Origin of the sequence: Shewanella canadensis (assembly GCF_003966225.1) — a bacterium.
In the GTDB taxonomy this organism is placed as follows: domain Bacteria; phylum Pseudomonadota; class Gammaproteobacteria; order Enterobacterales; family Shewanellaceae; genus Shewanella; species Shewanella canadensis.
In genome coordinates, this window is record NZ_RXNU01000002.1 from 441,246 (window position 1) to 459,022 (window position 17,777).

Here is a 17,777-nt window from a genome sequence, read left to right on the forward strand (position 1 = left end):
ATGTTCATATCTGGGATAGAACATCGCCAAGACAAAAATGCATAAGGAAACGCGTTAAATGACCTATTTAAATCAATTTGATCTCTCTCTTTGGCTAATGTGTGACAGTTATTACCACCAGCATCAAACGCTCTGTATTCAGCTTCAAGATGAACATCAAGTCAATGTGAACTTACTCTTGCTCTCCTTATGGTTAGATAAGCAGGGCTACCTGTTAACCCCAACAGATTGGTCGCAGATGAAAGATGAGGTCCATCACTGGGAAGAGCGGGTTTTACTCCCCTACAGAAAGCTGCGTAAACTGAGTAAGAACAGTTTAATCGAGGGAGAGTATCAACAGATGCTTGAAGTCGAACTGATGTTGGAACGAAAATCTCAGGCACTAATTTTACATAAGCTTAGACAGCTCCCCCATGAAGGACAATCTTCAAACCTGAATGTCTTTCTGGACCTGTATCGGCTCGACGCGGATGAATATCAGCAGCTGGCAGCCTAGCCGGAAAAAGTAAAAAATATCCCCTACAGGAGTGAAGGCTTCACTCCTGTTCTTTTGCGCTACCCCTTGGTCAGTCGCTCGGCCAAACGTGTCGCGTTTCTGGCCGTCATACCATAGATAGACAGTTGTGGGTTGGCACCTAAGCTGGTGGGAAAGATAGAACCATCCATGACCGACATGTTTTCATAGTAATGGGATTGTCCATGGCTATCGACCATGGACATCTTAAGATCTTCCCCCATAGGACAGCCCCCCATCACATGCGCCGAAGCCACAACGGTTTTCAGCGGCGCCAACTCCATCGTCTCTATCTTAGTCTTGGCCTCGGCCCAGCTGTTTAGGTAAGGCATCCCTTCGCTGATCGGCAAAACCTGTTTAGCACCGGCGGCAAATTGCAATTCCGCCATGCTGGAAAACGCCCTTCTTGCCGCATTCCAGAACGCCTCGGTCAAGGGATAATCTAAGGTAAATCCTTTATCGGTCAGATGTACCTGTCCCCCCTGACTCTGCTCATGATAGCCGTCTCTGACCAGAGCTATCGTCACCTGAAGTTGATTAAAGTTGGCCATTAACTCGGCATGACTCTTACCGTAACCCAGTGTTTTAGAACCAATAAGAATAGGGTGAACCGGAGGCACCTCTAACTTATAACCCAACTGACCGTCTGCGCCGTCTCGCCAGACAAACTCATCGGAATAGATGGATTGGGGGGCACCACTGTGGGCATTAATGGGATCACTAAAAATAGCCCCACTCAACAAGCTTGGATGCAGGAAAGTACGCTTGCCGAGTATTTGATTTGGATCGGTGACGCCGGAGCGCATCAATAGTGTCGGCGTATGTATGGCGCCCGCCGCAATAATATAGTGCTTTGCCTTAAAGGTTAACTCCACGGAGGTAGGCTTTAGGTTCTCATCCAGAGCCTGAGCCTTAGCCGCGAAGATCCTCTCTTTATGATGCTCTAACTTTACCACTTTGGCCCGACTCACCAGAGTCGCCCCTTTTTCAAGCGCCGCCGGAATGGTGGTGACCAACATAGATTGCTTCGCGTTCACGGGGCAGCCCATGCCGCAATAGCCCGTGTTCCAGCACCCTTTAACGTTGCGCTTAATCACGGTGAAATCCCAGTTCAGTTTTTCACAGCCGGTTTTTAATGCATCATTATTTCTATTGGGCGCAAATGGCCACTCAGAAATATTCAGGCGTTGCTCCATCTTCTCAAACCAGGGATCCAACGCCTCCCTGGACAAGCCTTTAACCGACTTCTCTTTAGCCCAATAATCCAAGGTATTTTTGGGTGTTCTGATAGAGGTGGTCCAATTGACGGTGGTCGAGCCTCCCACGGCCCTGCCCTGAAAGATGCCAATCGCCTTATCTTTCGTTTTCATGGCGGCCGCTTGGTGGTAGAGATTAGGATAGGCGCGCCGCTCCTCCATATTAAAACTTCGGGATGATTTCAGTGGGCCTCCCTCAATAATAATAACCGTCAAGCCGGCATCGGTTAATATCTCGGCGGCAACACCACCACCAGCACCGCTGCCAACGATAACGACATCGGCCTCGAGAGTTTGACTCTCATTTAACAGGCTGGCATCGATATGTTTCCAGCCCGAGGCCAGTCCCTCTTCAATCGGATCTGCTATTACCACCTCTACTTCCTCCAACGACTTACTATTTTAGTTATAATTTTAAATGCGTTACAGCAATGCCAAGTCATTATTGCCTAGGCTTCTTGGCCCAGAAATGTCGGCTTTTCATAATTCAATCGACTCCAGTGCTCGGGGCAGGAGTAGTAACTTGCAATAACCAGCTCCCTGAGACCTTGATAAGCGGTCACCATCAAGTCTAAGAAACTGTTTCGCCAATACTCTAACATTGAGATCAACTCTTGCGGAGTACGCATCATCAGCGGCGTCATGCTACCGGTCAAGATCAGCAGCCCCAGCCTCTGCTCCAACATATCCAGTAGCTGTTCCAGCTCGACTCGCCCCTCTTCGGGCAAGATGGCGATTGTCTGCCCGATGGCATCTAAGGTGCGATTTTCGGCGGCGCGGCGAAGCGTTTCGACATCGGGGAGAGCCCCATCCAAAAATATCGGAAGAAGCGCGCTGAACAGCAATCTATGCTGGCTATCTTGTGATCTGTTGGCCGCGATAAATTCAGGCGAATAGATGCTGACCCCTAGCGCTAGTGATGCCGTTCCCACGAATGCCGATGTTAAAAAAGTCCGTCGTTTCATGCCCCGCCCTCTCTGAACTTTTCAATATGGATGAAAATCCAATCGAAAAAAAGAAACAAACAAATATGCTACAATGCAACTCACGTTAATAATTAAACACACGTTTTAATTTTCAGCAATAGCCAATATATTATGACGCACTCTTTTTCACCTCCATGGTGGGCAAAAAGCCCACATATTCAGACGATTCTACCGGTATTCACCAAGGTGGACAGACCAGTATTGAGTCGAGAACGTCTTGAGCTCAGTGACGGGGATTTTATCGATCTGGACTGGTTAAGCTTTCCCAAAGATGGGCAGAGTATTCTGGTTATCATTCACGGGCTGGAAGGTAGTGCCGAATCTCATTACGTACGTAGGATATTGCAAGAGTGCCGCGATAGAGGCCTATGTGCCGTCGTTCACCACCACAGAAGCTGTTCTGGAGAGCGTAACCGTCTGGCCCGAAGCTATCATAGCGGTGACACCCAAGATCTGCAGGCACATCTGACCCACTTAAAATTGCGATATCCAAACTCAAAGATAAGGGCCGTAGGTTACAGTCTCGGGGGCAACGTGCTGACTAAATATCTTGGTGAGCATGATGACTCGAGTCTCATCGAGCGTGCGGTTGTGGTATCGGCGCCGCTAAAACTTGCTGCATGCGCCAAGAGACTGGAGAGAGGATTTTCGAAGGTTTACCAAAGCTACCTGATAAAACAGTTGCAGCAGAAACTCACCGAGAAGGTCAAAGATAGGCAGCTTGGGGAGAGCATGCCTGTTTCTATATCGCAGATAGATGAGCTCAACACCTTCTATAGCTTCGACCATAGCGTTACGGCGCCGCTTCACGGGTTTACGGGAGTGGACGACTACTACCATAGAGCCAGTGGTATGGACTATCTAAAACATATTCGTCAGCCTACGTTAGTCATACACGCCGAAGACGATCCTTTCATGACCCGGGAGGTGATCCCTGCCGCAGATAAGTTGTCACCTCATGTGGTCTATGAGCTGCATAATCGCGGTGGACATGTCGGTTTTATCGAGGGTGGCACACCATTAAAACCCAAATACTATCTGGAAAGGCGAATACTCACCTTTCTTTCACAGAGTGATACCAAAACATGTTAGTCCCCTATGATGCACTGCAGCAGTTACCACATGAAACGTTAGAGAGTGTAATTAAAGAGTATCTCTTCTCTCAGGTCGAAGATGGCAGTTTTTCAGACACAGATGATGAAACGCTAAAACTCGCCATAAACAAATGCAAACAAGCTCTAAAGCAAGGAGTGTTAGTCGTTGAATACAGTGAAGATGATGAGTCGATTGCGATCCGCCAACATGATCACCTTCATAACTAGGTAGCAGCTAAATCACGTACGAGTTTGACCTGACAGGTCTGATTACCGTATAAATACAGCTCAGCGACTCATTATAAATTCAGGTTCCATTTAGGAAATTTAATGTCAGCAAAACATCCCATCATCGCAGTTACCGGTTCATCTGGAGCGGGTACGACGACAACGACAACGGCTTTTAAGCATATCTTCCGGCAACTCGGGATCAATGCAGCTTCGGTCGAAGGTGACAGCTTTCATCACTTTACCCGTCCAGAAATGGAATTAAAGATCCGTAAATCTAAAACCGAAGATAAAAATATCAGCTATTTTGGCCCCGAAGCGAACGACTTTGAAAAATTAGAGCAATGTTTCAGCGACTATGGGACGACGGGTCAAGGCGAAACCCGCGCATACCTGCATACCTTCGATGAAGCTGTGCCGTTCAACCAGATGCCGGGAACATTTACCCAGTGGCACCCGTTGCCGGAAAATACCGATATGCTCTACTATGAAGGGCTTCATGGTGGTGTAAAAACCGACATCTGTAATGTCGCAGAACATGTCGATCTATTGATAGGTATGGTCCCTATCGTTAATCTGGAATGGATTCAAAAGATCATTCGAGATACCTCAGAAAGAGGCCACAGCCGTGAAAAAGTCATGGGGTCGATCGTGCGTAGCATGGACGATTATATTAATCATATGACTCCCCAATTTTCTCGCACCCATATCAACTTTCAGCGTGTCCCGACGGTAGATACCTCTAATCCATTCAGCGCTAAAAATATCCCCAGCTTAGATGAAAGCTTCGTTGTTATCCGCTTTCGCGGGATCAAGAATGTAGACTTTCCCTATTATCTGAAGATGATCGATGGTGCATTTATGTCCAGGGTCAATACGCTTGTGGTACCGGGAGGCAAGATGTCTCTGGCTATGGAATTGATATTAACTCCCTTGATCAGAGATCTGTTAGAGAAGCGTCAGCAACTCTTGTTGCTCGATAGTGAACAGTGAATAGCAAAAGTCAGCCATTTTCATTTCAACTCAGGAAAGCTTAAGCTTAATTTAAGTATGATCGAGTAAACTTTCTCTCGTCGGGATTTCAGGCGAAAGACTGATGAGTTAGCATGCTCTTGGGAGTAAATTCCCCCATCTTGATCTGTTTGTTTCCTTGAGTATGCTGGCTATTCCCTTCAAAGAAGGTACGAGGATCAAGATAAGTTCCTAGGAACTAGAACCTCAAAGCTCAAAGCTCAAACCTCTCAGTAAATTCCAAAGCTCTAGGATCTCGAACCTCGAACCTCGAACCTTTTCAGAAAATTCCACATCCATGATTAATCTGCTCCTGATTTAAAATCAGTCCTCGGTATGCTGGATCTTAAAGAAGGCCACAGTTCCTAGGAGCTAGGGCCTAAAATCTCGCACCTCTCAGTAAGTTCCTTCAAAGAAGGTCCGAGGAACTAGCAACTAGCAACTAGAACCTCGAACCTCTCCGTAAGTTCCTAGGAACTAGAACCTCGAACCTCAAGCTTACTTAGCGACTCCCTTCTTACTAAAACGATACACCAGCAGATAGAGCACCGGCAGGATGACGAGGGTCAACAGGGTCGAGGAGACGATACCGCCAATCACCACTGTGGCAAGCGGGCGCTGAACCTCTGCACCTGTGCCGACGTTCAATGCCATAGGAACAAATCCAAGGCTGGCCACCAGTGCGGTCATGAGTACCGGACGAAGTCGCTGACTCGCGCCTTGCTTGATTGCCTCCAGCAGCTCGTGTCCCTGCTGCTTGAGCTGCTTGATAAAGCTCAGCATCACCACACCGTTTAGCACGGCAATGCCCGATAGGGCGATAAAGCCAATCGCCGCCGATATAGACAGTGGCATATCTCTAAGCACCAGCGCCAAGACGCCGCCGGTCAATGCCAGGGGCACGCCACTGAAGATGATCAACGAGTCTCTGATTGAGCCAAAGGCGCTATACAGCAGGCCGAAGATAAGCAGCAGAGTAAGCGGGACTAAGATCATCAAGCGACTCGATGCCGACTCTAACTGCTCAAAAGTGCCACCATACTCACTCCAATAACCACTGGGTAGCTTAAGCTCACTCCCCATCAGCGCCTTAGTGTCCTTAATGAAGGAGCCCAGGTCCCGACCTTCGACATTGGCGGTCACCACCACATGACGCTTACCGCTTTGACGATTGATCTGATTTGGCCCCACCTTGAACTTAATATCGGCCACTTCTCCAAGGGGCACATAACTGAGATCAGGATTGAGCTCTGTCGGCAAGGCGATAGGCAGACGCTCAAGCGCCCTGAGGTCTTGGCTGATGTTATCAGCCATACGCACCACAAGCTTAAAGCGGCGATCTCCCTCATAGATGAGACCGACAGGTACACCAGAGACTGCGGTTTGCAGCGCTTGCTGCACATCCACTATAGTGAGACCTAACAGGGCAAGGTGATCCCGATTAGGCTCGATAGACAGCGTTGGTAAACCAGACATCTGCTCGACACGAACATCTTTGGCGCCATCGAGTTTATGGAACAGGGCCTCGGCGCGATCGCCTGCGGCTTTAAGTGTATCGAGATCGTCACCATAAATTCGCAAGGCGACATCTGCACGAACCCCGGCAATCAACTCGTTGAAACGCATCTCAATAGGTTGAGTAAACTCATAGTTATTACCGGGGACCTGCTCAACATGTTCTCTCAGTTCATCGATAAACTGATCTTTACTCTTGGTAGGATCGGCCCACTGATCGCGAGGCTTAATGATCAAGATGGTATCGGCAACGCTTGGCGGCATGGGATCGGTTGCCACCTCAGGAGTACCAATTTTCGAGAACACATGCTCGACTTCATCAAGCTCACCGATAACCAATTCAAGTTTCTTCTGCATCTCGGTCGACTGCTCGAGGCCGGTCCCCGTAATGCGCATGGCGTGCATGGCAATATCGCCTTCATCGAGTTTAGGCAGGAATTCAGAGCCTAAGCGACTGAGTTGATAGGTGGTAACAACTATCAATGCTATCGCAGTGATGACAATGATGGCGGGGCGTTTAAGAGAGAAGAACAGCACCGGCTCATAGACGCTACGCGCTTTAGCCATCAGGAAGTTTTCTTTCTCGCTAACTTTACCCTTAACAAAAATCGCAATGGCGGCTGGCACGAAGGTAACCGAGAGGATAAGAGCACCGATAAGCGCAGCAACCACGGTAAATGCCATTGGATGGAACATCTTACCTTCGACACCACTGAGTGCAAAAATAGGCAGATAGACCAGCATGATGATCAGCACACCAAATACTGCCGGGCGGAACACCTCTTTTGTTGCATCGAACACCACCTTGAGACGCTCCTCGAGTGAGAGAAGTCTGCCGTATTGATGTTGAGCCATACCGAGTCGACGCAGGGCGTTCTCGACGATGATCACCGCACCATCGACGATAATGCCAAAGTCGATAGCGCCAAGGCTCATCAAGTTGCCTGAGACACGATTAGCCGTCATCCCTGTGATGGCAAACAGCATACTGAGCGGAATAACCAGGGCAGCGATAAGCGCCGCGCGAAAGTTCCCAAGCAAGGCAAACAGCACGACGATAACCAGTACGGCGCCCTCGAACAGATTTTTCTGCACGGTGGCGATGGCCTTGTCGACCAGACCCGTTCTGTCATATACCGCTTCTGCCACTATGCCTTCAGGCAGGCTGGCATTAACCAGCTCTAGTCTGTCACCCACCTCTTTAGCGACGACGCGGCTATTTTCACCCAAAAGCATAAAGGCGGTGCCCAGCACAGTCTCTTCACCATCTTGAGTCGCTGCGCCGGTTCTGAGTTGCTTACCGTAGAACACCTCGGCCACATCCCCGATACGGACCGGCGCATCGTCTCGCTTAGTCACGACAACTTGGCGGATCTCCTCCAGATCTTTAAGCTGCCCCGGTGAGCGCACTAACCACTGCTCACCATTTCTCTCTATGTAACCGGCACCAGCGTTACGGTTGTTACGCTCGAGCGCCCTGATCACATCATCGATGGTGACCTTAAACGCCAGTAACTTACCGGGATCCGGCGCCACCTGATATTCCCGCTCGAAGCCACCCAGACTATTGATCTCGGTAACCCCGGGCACCTTGACCAGCTGAGGGCGGATGATCCAGTCCTGAATGGTACGCAGATCTTCGGCGTTATAGGGGGTGCCGTCCTCTTTCAATGCACCATCGAGGGCGCGAATTGAGTAGGTAAACACTTCACCGAGTCCACTACTCACAGGGCCAAGTGCCGGTTCGGCATCCACAGGTAACTCACCACGGATCCCCTGAAGTCGCTCGGCGATCTGCTGTCTTGCCCAGTAGATGTCTGTACCTTCATCGAAGATCACTGTCACCTGAGACAGGCCATAACGTGAGATGGAGCGGGTATGATCCAGGTTAGGTATCCCCGCCATGGCATTTTCAATCACATAGGTGAGTCTCTGCTCAGACTCGAGTGGAGAGTAGCCCGCAATCGCCGTGTTTATCTGTACCTGCACATTGGTGATGTCGGGTACGGCATCGATAGGTAATTTTAACGTGTTGTAGACACCCAATAGCGCGATGAGTAGGGTCATCGCCAGCACCAGTAACCGTCGCCTTAACGCGAAGGAGATTATTGCATCCATAATAATTGGCTCCTAGTGCACGTGTTTAGCGGCATTTTTCATGATGTCCGCTTTTAATAAATAACTATTTTCGGTGACATATTCACTATCACTATCCAGTCCTGCCAACACTTCTACATACACACCATCGCTCTCGCCAAGTTTCAGCATACGCACCTCGAAGGTGTTGCCATGCTTTACAAATACGGCGGGATTTTCCATAAAGGTTTGCAGCGAATCGACGCGTACCGCTAAAGGCACCTGCTTAGTACGGGTCTCTATATCGGCCTGAATGTGCATGCCAGGTCGCCAGTGTCCATGCTTGTTATCGATCACTGCGCGCACACGGGCGATATGACCGCCTGTCATGGTTGGCGCTATGTAACTGATGGTACTGCGGGCTGAAGCGCTAACATTCTCGGCGTTGTGACTGGCTTCTTTGTGATCGTCACCTATCGTCACGGACTGACCCAGAGAAAGTTTATCTATGCTCTTGGGGAAGGCAGAGAGATCTATCCAGACACTCGACAGATCGCTGATACTGACTAAGGCGCGATTAAAGGTGTTGTCACCCAGGCTCAACAGCTGCTCGGTAACCTGACCGCTGGCCGGGCTCTTGACCTGATAAGCTTGCAGTGTGCTTGAGTTGCGCACGGTTGCGATGATTTGCCCCTTTTCAACTGAGTCGCCGATGCTGACATGAAGTCGTTCGATAACCCCGGCGTAAGGCGCATTAACACTGAACTGCTTATCGGCAATGGGGGCGACAATACCAAACAGAGTGTCGACGAAGGTGAGCTGTTTGCTGCCGGCTTGCTGAGTTTGAATCCCGGAAAGTTTCAGTAATCGGTCGTTGATCTCTGTCCGGCCAGTGTAATTTTCATAGTGCCAGTCGAAGGACTCACCCTTAAAGCCTGCGTGGACCTCCACCTCGAAAGAGTGCGGCTCCGAGACGCTCTGCTCACTCACCAGATAATCTTCTTCGCTGATAAAGCTTATTCTGTCTGTCTTGCCGCCGAGGCGGTTAAGCAGAAGCTTAAGTTTAATCTCGCTTGGGTCCAGCTTCTCGCCCTTATGGTAAGCATAAACGCGCATCTCCGGCGGGATCCCCGACTCGACCATAGTGATCTCGACCTCAAACTCACCACTGTGCAGGAGTCTGCCTCCATGTGGTCCCTCGGGAGCATGCTCCTCCTTCTCTTCATGGCCATGGCCGTGATCGCCGCTGGCCCAGGCTAAGTTTCCCGGCAGCAGAGTTGAAAGGCCCAAGGCCGATAGAGCGATAGCTGCTGCCATCAATGCAGATGAAAGCTGATTCAATTTAAAATTCATTATCTGTTCTCCGGTGCCACAAACGGCGTCATGTTTGAACGAGCATTTGAGCTAAGGTTTGAGTTTGTGGCAGTCATAGATTGTCCGGTGATGCGCTCGAGTTCGAGCCTCTGTTGATAGACAGCCACTTTGGCTTCGATAAGATCCCGCTCTATGGCAAACAGTTCAGATTGGGCATCGACCAGCTGCAGCACATTGGCTTGGCCCGTTTGATAGGCACCTTGAGTGTCTTCGAGTAACCGTTGAGCTAAAGGCAGAACTTGCTGCTGGATGCGGCTTGCTTGCCGGGCGTTATTGACCATGGCCTGATGGATCTCCATCAATGAAAGCCTTAACTGACCGCGGGCCAATTTTTGCTGCTCCATCGCTCTGTCTTCACTGGCTTTAGCGGCCAAAATATTACCCTGATTGGGGTTAGAGAGAGGAATGGGCATAGAGAAGTTGAACATCAAGGCACCATCGTCGAACCCCTCATAGCTTCGAACTCCCATCCCCAATGTCACATCATATTGCGCCTTAGATTCCTCCATACGGCGTCTGGCGTACATCAAACGCTCGACGCTTAACAGTTGCAGATATTGAGGAGCAGTTTCGATAGCGTTGAGCACGCTCGCCGCCGTGGGAAGCGTCGATGACAGGTCCAGAGTACCAAGGGCTCGAGTGAAGTGAGGTTCCTTCGACCACATGGCCGCTAAACGCAGTCGGGCAAGTCTTGTCTCGCCATCGAGCTGCTCCTTGACCGCCGTCGTTCGAGACAGGCGCAGAGCCATTTTAGTCACATCGGCTTGAATCACTGCCCCGGCATTGGCGCGGGATTCGATCGCCTCTAAAGCGCTCTGCTCAACCAAAAAACGTCTTTCGCTCCAGTCTTGCAGGGCTTGCAGGCGAAGTAGCTGATAGTAACGCCCGGTGGCCTCGGCCAGGATATCCAGACGCAATATCTCATATTCACTCAACTTTTGACGCTCTGTTGCTTGAGCAACATCGACGCGGCGCTGACGTTTTTCACCCAGCTCGATAAGTTGGCTTAATGCCAGAGTGATCTCGGCATTATCGACGCCTTGCCTCTCCCCCGTGCCCAGCACATTTTCGATTTCGACCGAAAACTCGGGGTTGGGCGTGATCCCAGCTTGTAGGGTCAGGGCTTCACTGACCCTGAGCTCATAGGGAAAGGTTTGCAGTTGAACATTGTTTAGCAAGGTTTTTTCCAGCACCCAAGGCAGGGTCACTTCGCCCTTGCCAGGCTGGGCTACACTCTTGCCTGCAAATAATGCAAGCACACACAGACTCACGGTGACCAGCGCACGTTGGCAGGCCACGAGTGTGATCTCTTGATATCTCTTCACGAGAATAAACTCCGGTTATCGCCTGAACACATGACGATGCGAGTCGCGTCTTATCGAAAATAGACACGGCAACTCACCTCAGCCACAACTTGTTGCAGGCAGATTTAATAAATAAAAATTATATAAATAACGTGGAGTTAACTATGAGGAGGGGGAATGGGTGGTGCGTATTTTCTATCTTGGTAACTTATAAGAAACGGGCTTTCGCCTTCGACTCGATTGACGTCACAGGCAAAGTGTAGCTCCATAGGTGGATGGCAGGAGGTATGAAAATCGTCATCATGTTCCTCTTGCTCGCTGGCCGCAGAGACATGACAGATGTGCCCCTGAACATGACAACAATCTTCCTGCTTTTCACCGAAAGGAGTCGCTTGAGCTGGGGAGCTCTCTTGTGAGGCAAATGCGTTAGTGTGGATATCTGACGCCACACAGGTTGGAAATAACTGAGACACGAAAACCACCAGCAGGAGAACCAGTGTCAACTTAGATTGTAAAACCTGTGTTGAAGCCTTCGTGTTGAACAAGCAATATTTCCTAATAAAATGACTATCAAGCTAAAGAGTAAAAAACTGAAGCCGCAATTCAGAGTGAGGCGGTATTAAACCAGAGTCAGGTTTTAAGATCTAGAAACAAGATATCGATAATGACTAATTTACACGAGTAAATAGGGTTTTCGTGATATAGCGCTAAGGTATTGAGTGATGACGTCATCAAATATGACCGAGGCCATCATCTTTATACCGATTGGTATTAGATGGCCTGGTGATTAAACGCGTGTGATCACATCAAGGGAACGATTTCGCGGAAAGGTTTATTCTGCTCATAGGTCTGAAGACGCTCCTCAAATTCACCGGTTCGATGTACCTCTTCGCTATGTTTCAGGGCATCGATGGCTTTTAGCTGCGTCATAATCGCCGCACTGTAGTCACCGGTTTCAGCATAAGCGGCAGCCAGATTATCCAGGTTAGTCGGATCATCACGATTCGCATCAACCAGGCTCTGTGCTAACTGCAGGGCTTTATCACCATTTCGGAACTCCTCTTCCGGACAGGTAGATAAGATCCAAGCCACATTCCCCAATGAAACTTCATCGCCGACCGAACTGAATCGGTCAACCGCTTTACCACAGTTCCGTTCCACACCATTCCCACCGGCGGCATAGATAAAACCGAGCCTGAATTGAGCCCACTTATTGCCCTGTTCGCTTAAAGAGAGATACCAGCGCTCTGCGACCGTAAGGTCACGTTCAATAATATTGCCTTCGAATGAGAGATCCGCCAGAGTCTGTTGAGCCTTGGGGTGGCCTTGTTCTGCAGCCAGAGAGACCCACTTAATCCCTTGTTGTTGATCTTGCTCTACGAAACGTCCGGACAGATACATGAGGCCGAGAAGAAACTGTGCTTCTTTCTCGCCTTGAGAGGCTTTCAGCTGAATATGGGCTAATTTACTCGCGGCCACTTCTGCCACTGGCTGAGGAATTGAAAATGCATTAGTTGTAGTACTCGTCAAGAGTAATATGACAAAACCAACGCCTACAAATAACGGATGATATTTCAAAAACAACTCCTATCGAAATCAGCATACGAACCAACCCGCAAAGGGGGTTTACTGTTGAAAAAACTAAATTGGAACAGCAAAAAAAGCAGTAAAAACTCAATACAAAACGCTCAATTCCTCTGAGTTAGCCAGATTTAACAGCCAAAGTCGAGAAAAAGTGTGTTTCACACTCAGTTTATGACAAATAAATATCGAACAAGTTCGACCTGAAACAGAGGTAAGATGTGATTAACTCGGCATTGTTAAACCAATCAATGCATATTTATACGGTATTAGTTGACTTATATCACTAATGTATCAAAATAAACATCAATATAGATAGCCTGTTACGAACATTCATTCTTTCTAAACCTAGATCTCTATCTAGGTTTTGTTGACTTAATTGACGTAAACTGCTTATTTAGCATATTCTTGTATTTACATTAAACTGTCGAGGAACATAGGCATGGCTCTGATTGGTAAGCCTAAACCGGATCCTACTTTGGAATGGTTTTTATCACACTGTCACATACATAAGTATCCAGCCAAAAGCACTTTAATCCACGCTGGTGAAGAATCGGATACGCTTTATTACATCGTTAAAGGTTCTGTCGCTGTTTTGATCAAAGACGAAGAAGGCAAAGAGATGATCCTCTCTTACCTGAATCAAGGCGACTTTATCGGTGAACTTGGTCTGTTTGAAGAGCAAGCCGAACGAACTGCTTGGGTACGTGCTAAGCAACCTTGTGAAATTGCAGAAATATCTTACAAGAAATTTAAGCAGCTTATCCAGGTTAACCCTGAAATTTTGATGAAGCTTTCTTCTCAGATGGCATACCGTCTGCACAGCACCAGCCAGAAAGTTGGTGATCTTGCATTCCTCGATGTCGCTGGAAGAATTGCTCAAACATTATTACATTTGGCAAAACAGCCTGATGCAATGACTCATCCGGATGGCATGCAGATCAAGATCACTCGTCAAGAGATTGGTCAAATTGTAGGTTGTTCACGTGAGACTGTGGGACGTATTCTTAAGATGCTTGAAGAGCAAAGCCTGATTCAAGCTCACGGTAAAACAATCGTGGTTTACGGCACGCGCTAAGCTAACATTAAGTTAGATTTAAGACAGCTTCGATAAAGTGGCCTGAGATAATCTCAGGCCATTTTTTTTGGAGATAATATTAATGACAAGGGCACGATTTGTTAGCTTTTTAGCTCTTGCGGCCTTAATGCCAATGACAGGACACACATCCAGCCTGATTGAACTTGAACATTATGAAGCTAAACAATTAGTTAGTTCAGGAAAAATTCTATCTCTCGATGTTACCCTCTCTAAAACCAAGCATTTTTGTGACGGCAAACTTATCGATGCGCACCTTTATCGTGAAGATGGAAAGTGGCGTTATGATTTGCAAATTAAGGCGCAACGTGGCCAAATCATAGATCTGAGTCTGGACGCTAGTACCGGACAGCCCGATCCCTATAAATCGTTACCCAATGACTGCAGAGCTTTTGAGAATTAGTTCAATGTTCCATTTGGGACAACGATACCATTTGATGACAGGTTAATATGAAACTACTGCTCGTTGAAGATAATGCACTACTCGTTGAAGAACTCGAAAAACAACTCAAGCAAGCCGGTTACGTTACTGATGTGACAGATAAGGCAGCCGAAGCCGACTACCTGCTAAAAGAGACAAATTACGATTGCGTGATCTTAGATATTGGCCTGCCCGATGGTAACGGTCTCGAACTACTCGAACGCTGGCGAAATCAAGGCATTAATACACCGGTCATCATGTTAACGGCGCGGAGTCAGTGGCATGAAAAGGTCGAAGGCTTTAATGCCGGTGCCGATGATTATTTAGGTAAACCTTTCCACACTCAGGAGTTGCTGGCAAGAATACATGCACTCATTCAGCGTGCTCACGGCAAAGCAAGCTTGCCATCGAAGGAGCTGAGTTTCTCAGGAGTTACACTCGACGAAAACCAACAATCTGTGATGGTTGGATCGAATTTATTTGAGCTCACGGCGATGGAGTTCAGGTTACTCAAGATTTTTCTGATGTCACCACAAAAACTGCTCTCAAAATCTCAACTCACAGATAAGCTGTATCAGTTCGATGATGAGAAAGAGAGTAATGTCGTAGAGGTCTATGTCACCCACCTACGTAAGAAACTCGGTAAAACGGCCATTGAGACACGACGTGGACAAGGTTACATCTTCCACGGCATCAGAGAATGATCTCGATTCGAACTAAGCTCAGTCTCTGGCTTACTGGGTTAGTCATCTTGTCGACGGTCGTTGGTATTATCTTTTTCGAGTCAATGTTGAGACAGGCATTCCACGATTCGATTATCGCGAGATTACAGGAAGATATTGAACAGCTTATGCTGGCGACTCACCTTCAGGGAGATGAGCTAACTATAGATCAAAGCCAGCTATCGGGCTTCTATAAGCCGGTATTTTCAGGCCGTTATTATCAACTTAATCTGCCGGACCAAGAGATCCGCTCGAGATCGCTTTGGGATCAGAAACTCGATATTAAGCTTTTAGAGAAGGGAGATAGTCGTGTCTGGCAAACCAAAGGGCCTCAAAATCATGATATCCAGCTCCTCTCTATCGGGCTCAGTTCTGACTCTCTCAATGTCGATGCCACCCTAACCGTTGCACAAGACCTGAGTATCGGACGTAAAATTTTCACTCAGATTTACGGCACAAAACTGGGTGTCAACCTGGCGATGTTATTAACCATGATAGCCGGCATCTTTCTGGTATTGAGACAATCATTTAAACCGATTAACCATATGCAATCGGCCCTATCAAAACTGAGAGAGGGAGAGATAACCTCATTGGAGCTGAATAAAATTCCTCCCGAGCTGCAGGGGTTAGCCTCGACCTACAATGAACTGTTGCAATACTCCAGCAAACAGCTCGAAAGAAGCCGCAATAATATCGGTAATCTAAGTCATGGGTTAAAGACGCCGTTGGCGGTGATGCAGCAACAGGTAGAGGCTTTGGGACTCAAAGATCCCGATACGGCGATAGCGCTTCAAAAGCAGTTGGACTTAGTCCACAAGATGATCGAAAGAAAACTCGCTGCCGCTCGGATCACCGGAGATATGTTACCGGCGGCTCAGATGCAACTCCCCAAAGATTTAAACGATCTTTGTCAGACATTGAGCAAGGTACATTTTCATAAGCAGATACAGTGCAATATCCATATTCCGGAGAAACTGCTAAGACTGCCCCTTCATAGAGAAGATGGTATGGAGCTCATCGGAAATCTACTCGATAATGCCCATAAATGGGCTAAATCTAGGGTGGAGATCAACGCAAGCATTGAAGATGACGTCATCAGCCTCATCATAGAAGATGACGGTCCCGGTGTCGCGAGTGAAGAGCTAGCTCAACTGACCAGTCGTGGTAAACGCTTAGATGAAGCCACCATGGGCCATGGCCTGGGACTCTCCATCGTCAAGGACATAGCAGAACAATATGAGATAGATTTGCAATTTACCCATAGCGAACGATTCGGTGGTTTAAAAATCAATTTAACTTTCTAACTCGATTCCGAGCTCTGTCTAGTCCTAAAATAGGTTGACGGCCTTTATTAAGCCAGTTGGAACTCCCGACTGGCTTTTTTATGTCAGGAACATTTATGCCCCCACACAACCGCCATGGATGGATAGGTGTGGTATTTATGTCAGGAACATTTATGCCCCCCACACAACCGCCATGCATGGGTAGGTGTGGTATTTATGTCTGGAACATTTATGCCCCCACACAACCGCCATGGATGGATAGGTGTGGTATTTATGTCTGGAACATTTATGCCCCCACACAACCGCCATGGATGGATAGGTGTGGTATTTATGTCAGGAACATTTATGCCCCCCACACAACCGTCATGCATGGGTAGGTATGGTATTTATGTCTGGAACATGTTTGCCCCCACACAACCGCCATGGATGGATAGGTGTGGTATTTATATCTGGAACATTTATGCCCCCACACAACCGCCATGGATGGATAGGTGTGGTATTTATGCCTGGAACATTTATACCCCCACACAACCGCCATGCATGGGTAGGTATGGTATTTATGTCTGGAACATTTATGCCCCCACACAACCGCCATGGATGGATAGGTGTGGTATTTATATCTGGAACAATTATGCCCCCACACAACCGCCATGGATGGATAGGTGTGGTATTTATGTCTGGAACATTTATGCCCCCACACAACCGCCATGCATGGGGAGGTATGGTATTTATGTCTGGAACATTTATGCCCCCCACACAACCGTCATGCATGGGTAGGTATGGTATTTATGTCTGGAACATATATGCCCCCACGCAACCGCCATGCATGGGTAGGTATGGTATTTATGTCTGGAACATTTATGCCCCCACACAACCGCCATGGATGGATAGGTGTGGTATTTATATCTGGAACAATTATGCCCCCACACAACCGCCATGGATGGATAGGTGTGGTATTTATGTCTGGAACATTTATGCCCCCACACAACCGCCATGCATGGGGAGGTATGGTATTTATGTCTGGAACATTTATGCCCCCCACACAACCGTCATGCATGGGTAGGTATGGTATTTATGTCTGGAACATATATGCCCCCACGCAACCGCCATGCATGGGTAGGTATGGTATTTATGTCTGGAACAATTATGCCCCCCACACAACCGCCATGCATGGGTAGGTATGGTATTTATGTCAATGCCATATTGATGCCGGGAGCATCATTGGCCCTTGAGAAACCTTCATAAGTGTTCTGACTGCCAGGGTCTAAAGCGCTCCCTTCGCTTCGAAGACATTTCCCCCTATTCCAATCCTATTC

15 protein-coding genes are annotated in these 17,777 nt (G+C 48.1%); 8 read left to right on the plus strand and 7 right to left on the minus strand.

From position 1 onward, the window contains the following. The first annotated feature begins 58 nt into the window (after positions 1–58). Positions 59–496, plus strand: coding sequence for a TIGR02444 family protein (locus EKG38_RS05410; RefSeq protein WP_126519228.1), 438 nt, complete (start codon positions 59–61; stop codon positions 494–496). Between the two features lie 59 nt (positions 497–555). Here the strand turns inward: EKG38_RS05410 and EKG38_RS05415 are convergent, their stop codons facing one another. Then, positions 556–2,145: a GMC family oxidoreductase gene (locus tag EKG38_RS05415; RefSeq protein ID WP_126519229.1), complete on the minus strand. Its 1,590-nt coding sequence runs from the start codon at positions 2,143–2,145 to the stop codon at positions 556–558. Positions 2,146–2,219: 74 nt separating this feature from the next. After that, positions 2,220–2,735, minus strand: coding sequence for a TAT leader-containing periplasmic protein (locus tag EKG38_RS05420; RefSeq protein ID WP_126519230.1), 516 nt, complete (start codon positions 2,733–2,735; stop codon positions 2,220–2,222). A 132-nt stretch (positions 2,736–2,867) separates the two neighbouring features. Here EKG38_RS05420 and EKG38_RS05425 point away from each other — a divergent pair, with 132 nt between their 5' ends. The 3 genes from EKG38_RS05425 to EKG38_RS05435 all read left to right on the plus strand — a co-directional run bounded on the left by EKG38_RS05425 (position 2,868) and on the right by EKG38_RS05435 (position 5,071). Then, positions 2,868–3,848, plus strand: coding sequence for a hydrolase (locus EKG38_RS05425; protein WP_126519231.1), 981 nt, complete (start codon positions 2,868–2,870; stop codon positions 3,846–3,848). Beyond that, positions 3,842–4,078 (plus strand): YheU family protein, encoded by a 237-nt coding sequence (locus EKG38_RS05430; RefSeq protein ID WP_126519232.1) that lies wholly within the window; start codon positions 3,842–3,844, stop codon positions 4,076–4,078. The genes EKG38_RS05425 and EKG38_RS05430 overlap by 7 nt, the downstream gene beginning before the upstream one ends. 102 nt (positions 4,079–4,180) lie before the next feature. Then, positions 4,181–5,071: a phosphoribulokinase gene (locus EKG38_RS05435; RefSeq protein WP_126519233.1), complete on the plus strand. Its 891-nt coding sequence runs from the start codon at positions 4,181–4,183 to the stop codon at positions 5,069–5,071. Positions 5,072–5,587: 516 nt separating this feature from the next. Here EKG38_RS05435 and EKG38_RS05440 read toward each other — a convergent pair. The 5 genes from EKG38_RS05440 to EKG38_RS05460 form a co-directional block, all read right to left on the minus strand. After that, entirely contained in the window at positions 5,588–8,725 is a 3,138-nt protein-coding gene (locus EKG38_RS05440) for an efflux RND transporter permease subunit (RefSeq protein WP_126519234.1), read from the minus strand. A gap of 9 nt (positions 8,726–8,734) precedes the next feature. Beyond that, entirely contained in the window at positions 8,735–10,033 is a 1,299-nt protein-coding gene (locus EKG38_RS05445; RefSeq protein ID WP_126519235.1) for an efflux RND transporter periplasmic adaptor subunit, read from the minus strand. Then, positions 10,033–11,379, minus strand: coding sequence for a TolC family protein (locus EKG38_RS05450; protein ID WP_126519236.1), 1,347 nt, complete (start codon positions 11,377–11,379; stop codon positions 10,033–10,035). The genes EKG38_RS05445 and EKG38_RS05450 overlap by 1 nt, the downstream gene beginning before the upstream one ends. A 137-nt stretch (positions 11,380–11,516) precedes the next feature. Continuing rightward, the gene (locus EKG38_RS05455; protein ID WP_246033098.1) at positions 11,517–11,831 is read right to left on the minus strand and encodes a hypothetical protein; all 315 of its coding nucleotides are present in this window, start codon (positions 11,829–11,831) and stop codon (positions 11,517–11,519) included. Positions 11,832–12,159: 328 nt separating this feature from the next. Further along, positions 12,160–12,936 (minus strand): SEL1-like repeat protein, encoded by a 777-nt coding sequence (locus tag EKG38_RS05460; protein ID WP_126519238.1) that lies wholly within the window; start codon positions 12,934–12,936, stop codon positions 12,160–12,162. A gap of 445 nt (positions 12,937–13,381) precedes the next feature. On the opposite strand from EKG38_RS05460, the gene crp reads away from it, so the two are divergent. From crp to EKG38_RS05480, 4 genes are all read left to right on the plus strand, one after another. Beyond that, positions 13,382–14,017, plus strand: a complete 636-nt coding sequence (gene crp, locus EKG38_RS05465) for a cAMP-activated global transcriptional regulator CRP (RefSeq protein WP_012144207.1) — start codon at positions 13,382–13,384, stop codon at positions 14,015–14,017. Between the two features lie 82 nt (positions 14,018–14,099). After that, a complete protein-coding gene (locus EKG38_RS05470) occupies positions 14,100–14,438 on the plus strand; it encodes a PepSY domain-containing protein (RefSeq protein WP_126519239.1) in 339 nt (112 codons plus the stop codon). Positions 14,439–14,485: 47 nt separating this feature from the next. Further along, complete coding sequence (locus EKG38_RS05475; protein ID WP_012144209.1) at positions 14,486–15,160, plus strand: response regulator transcription factor; 675 nt, start codon at positions 14,486–14,488, stop codon at positions 15,158–15,160. Next, positions 15,157–16,482, plus strand: a complete 1,326-nt coding sequence (locus tag EKG38_RS05480) for an ATP-binding protein (RefSeq protein ID WP_126519240.1) — start codon at positions 15,157–15,159, stop codon at positions 16,480–16,482. Before EKG38_RS05475 ends, EKG38_RS05480 begins: the two co-directional genes overlap by 4 nt. Positions 16,483–17,777: the final 1,295 nt, after the last annotated feature.

What these genes read in the sequence shown, in the direction of transcription:
- EKG38_RS05410 (WP_126519228.1), top strand. Translation starts at nt 59, where the DNA reads ATGACCTATTTAAATCAATTTGATCTCTCTCTTTGGCTAATGTGTGAC.
- EKG38_RS05420 (WP_126519230.1), bottom strand. Translation starts at nt 2,735, where the DNA reads ATGAAACGACGGACTTTTTTAACATCGGCATTCGTGGGAACGGCATCA.
- EKG38_RS05430 (WP_126519232.1), top strand. Translation starts at nt 3,842, where the DNA reads ATGTTAGTCCCCTATGATGCACTGCAGCAGTTACCACATGAAACGTTA.
- crp (WP_012144207.1), top strand. Translation starts at nt 13,382, where the DNA reads ATGGCTCTGATTGGTAAGCCTAAACCGGATCCTACTTTGGAATGGTTT.
- EKG38_RS05445 (WP_126519235.1), bottom strand. Translation starts at nt 10,033, where the DNA reads ATGAATTTTAAATTGAATCAGCTTTCATCTGCATTGATGGCAGCAGCT.
- EKG38_RS05435 (WP_126519233.1), top strand. Translation starts at nt 4,181, where the DNA reads ATGTCAGCAAAACATCCCATCATCGCAGTTACCGGTTCATCTGGAGCG.
- EKG38_RS05425 (WP_126519231.1), top strand. Translation starts at nt 2,868, where the DNA reads ATGACGCACTCTTTTTCACCTCCATGGTGGGCAAAAAGCCCACATATT.
- EKG38_RS05480 (WP_126519240.1), top strand. Translation starts at nt 15,157, where the DNA reads ATGATCTCGATTCGAACTAAGCTCAGTCTCTGGCTTACTGGGTTAGTC.
- EKG38_RS05470 (WP_126519239.1), top strand. Translation starts at nt 14,100, where the DNA reads ATGACAAGGGCACGATTTGTTAGCTTTTTAGCTCTTGCGGCCTTAATG.
- EKG38_RS05475 (WP_012144209.1), top strand. Translation starts at nt 14,486, where the DNA reads ATGAAACTACTGCTCGTTGAAGATAATGCACTACTCGTTGAAGAACTC.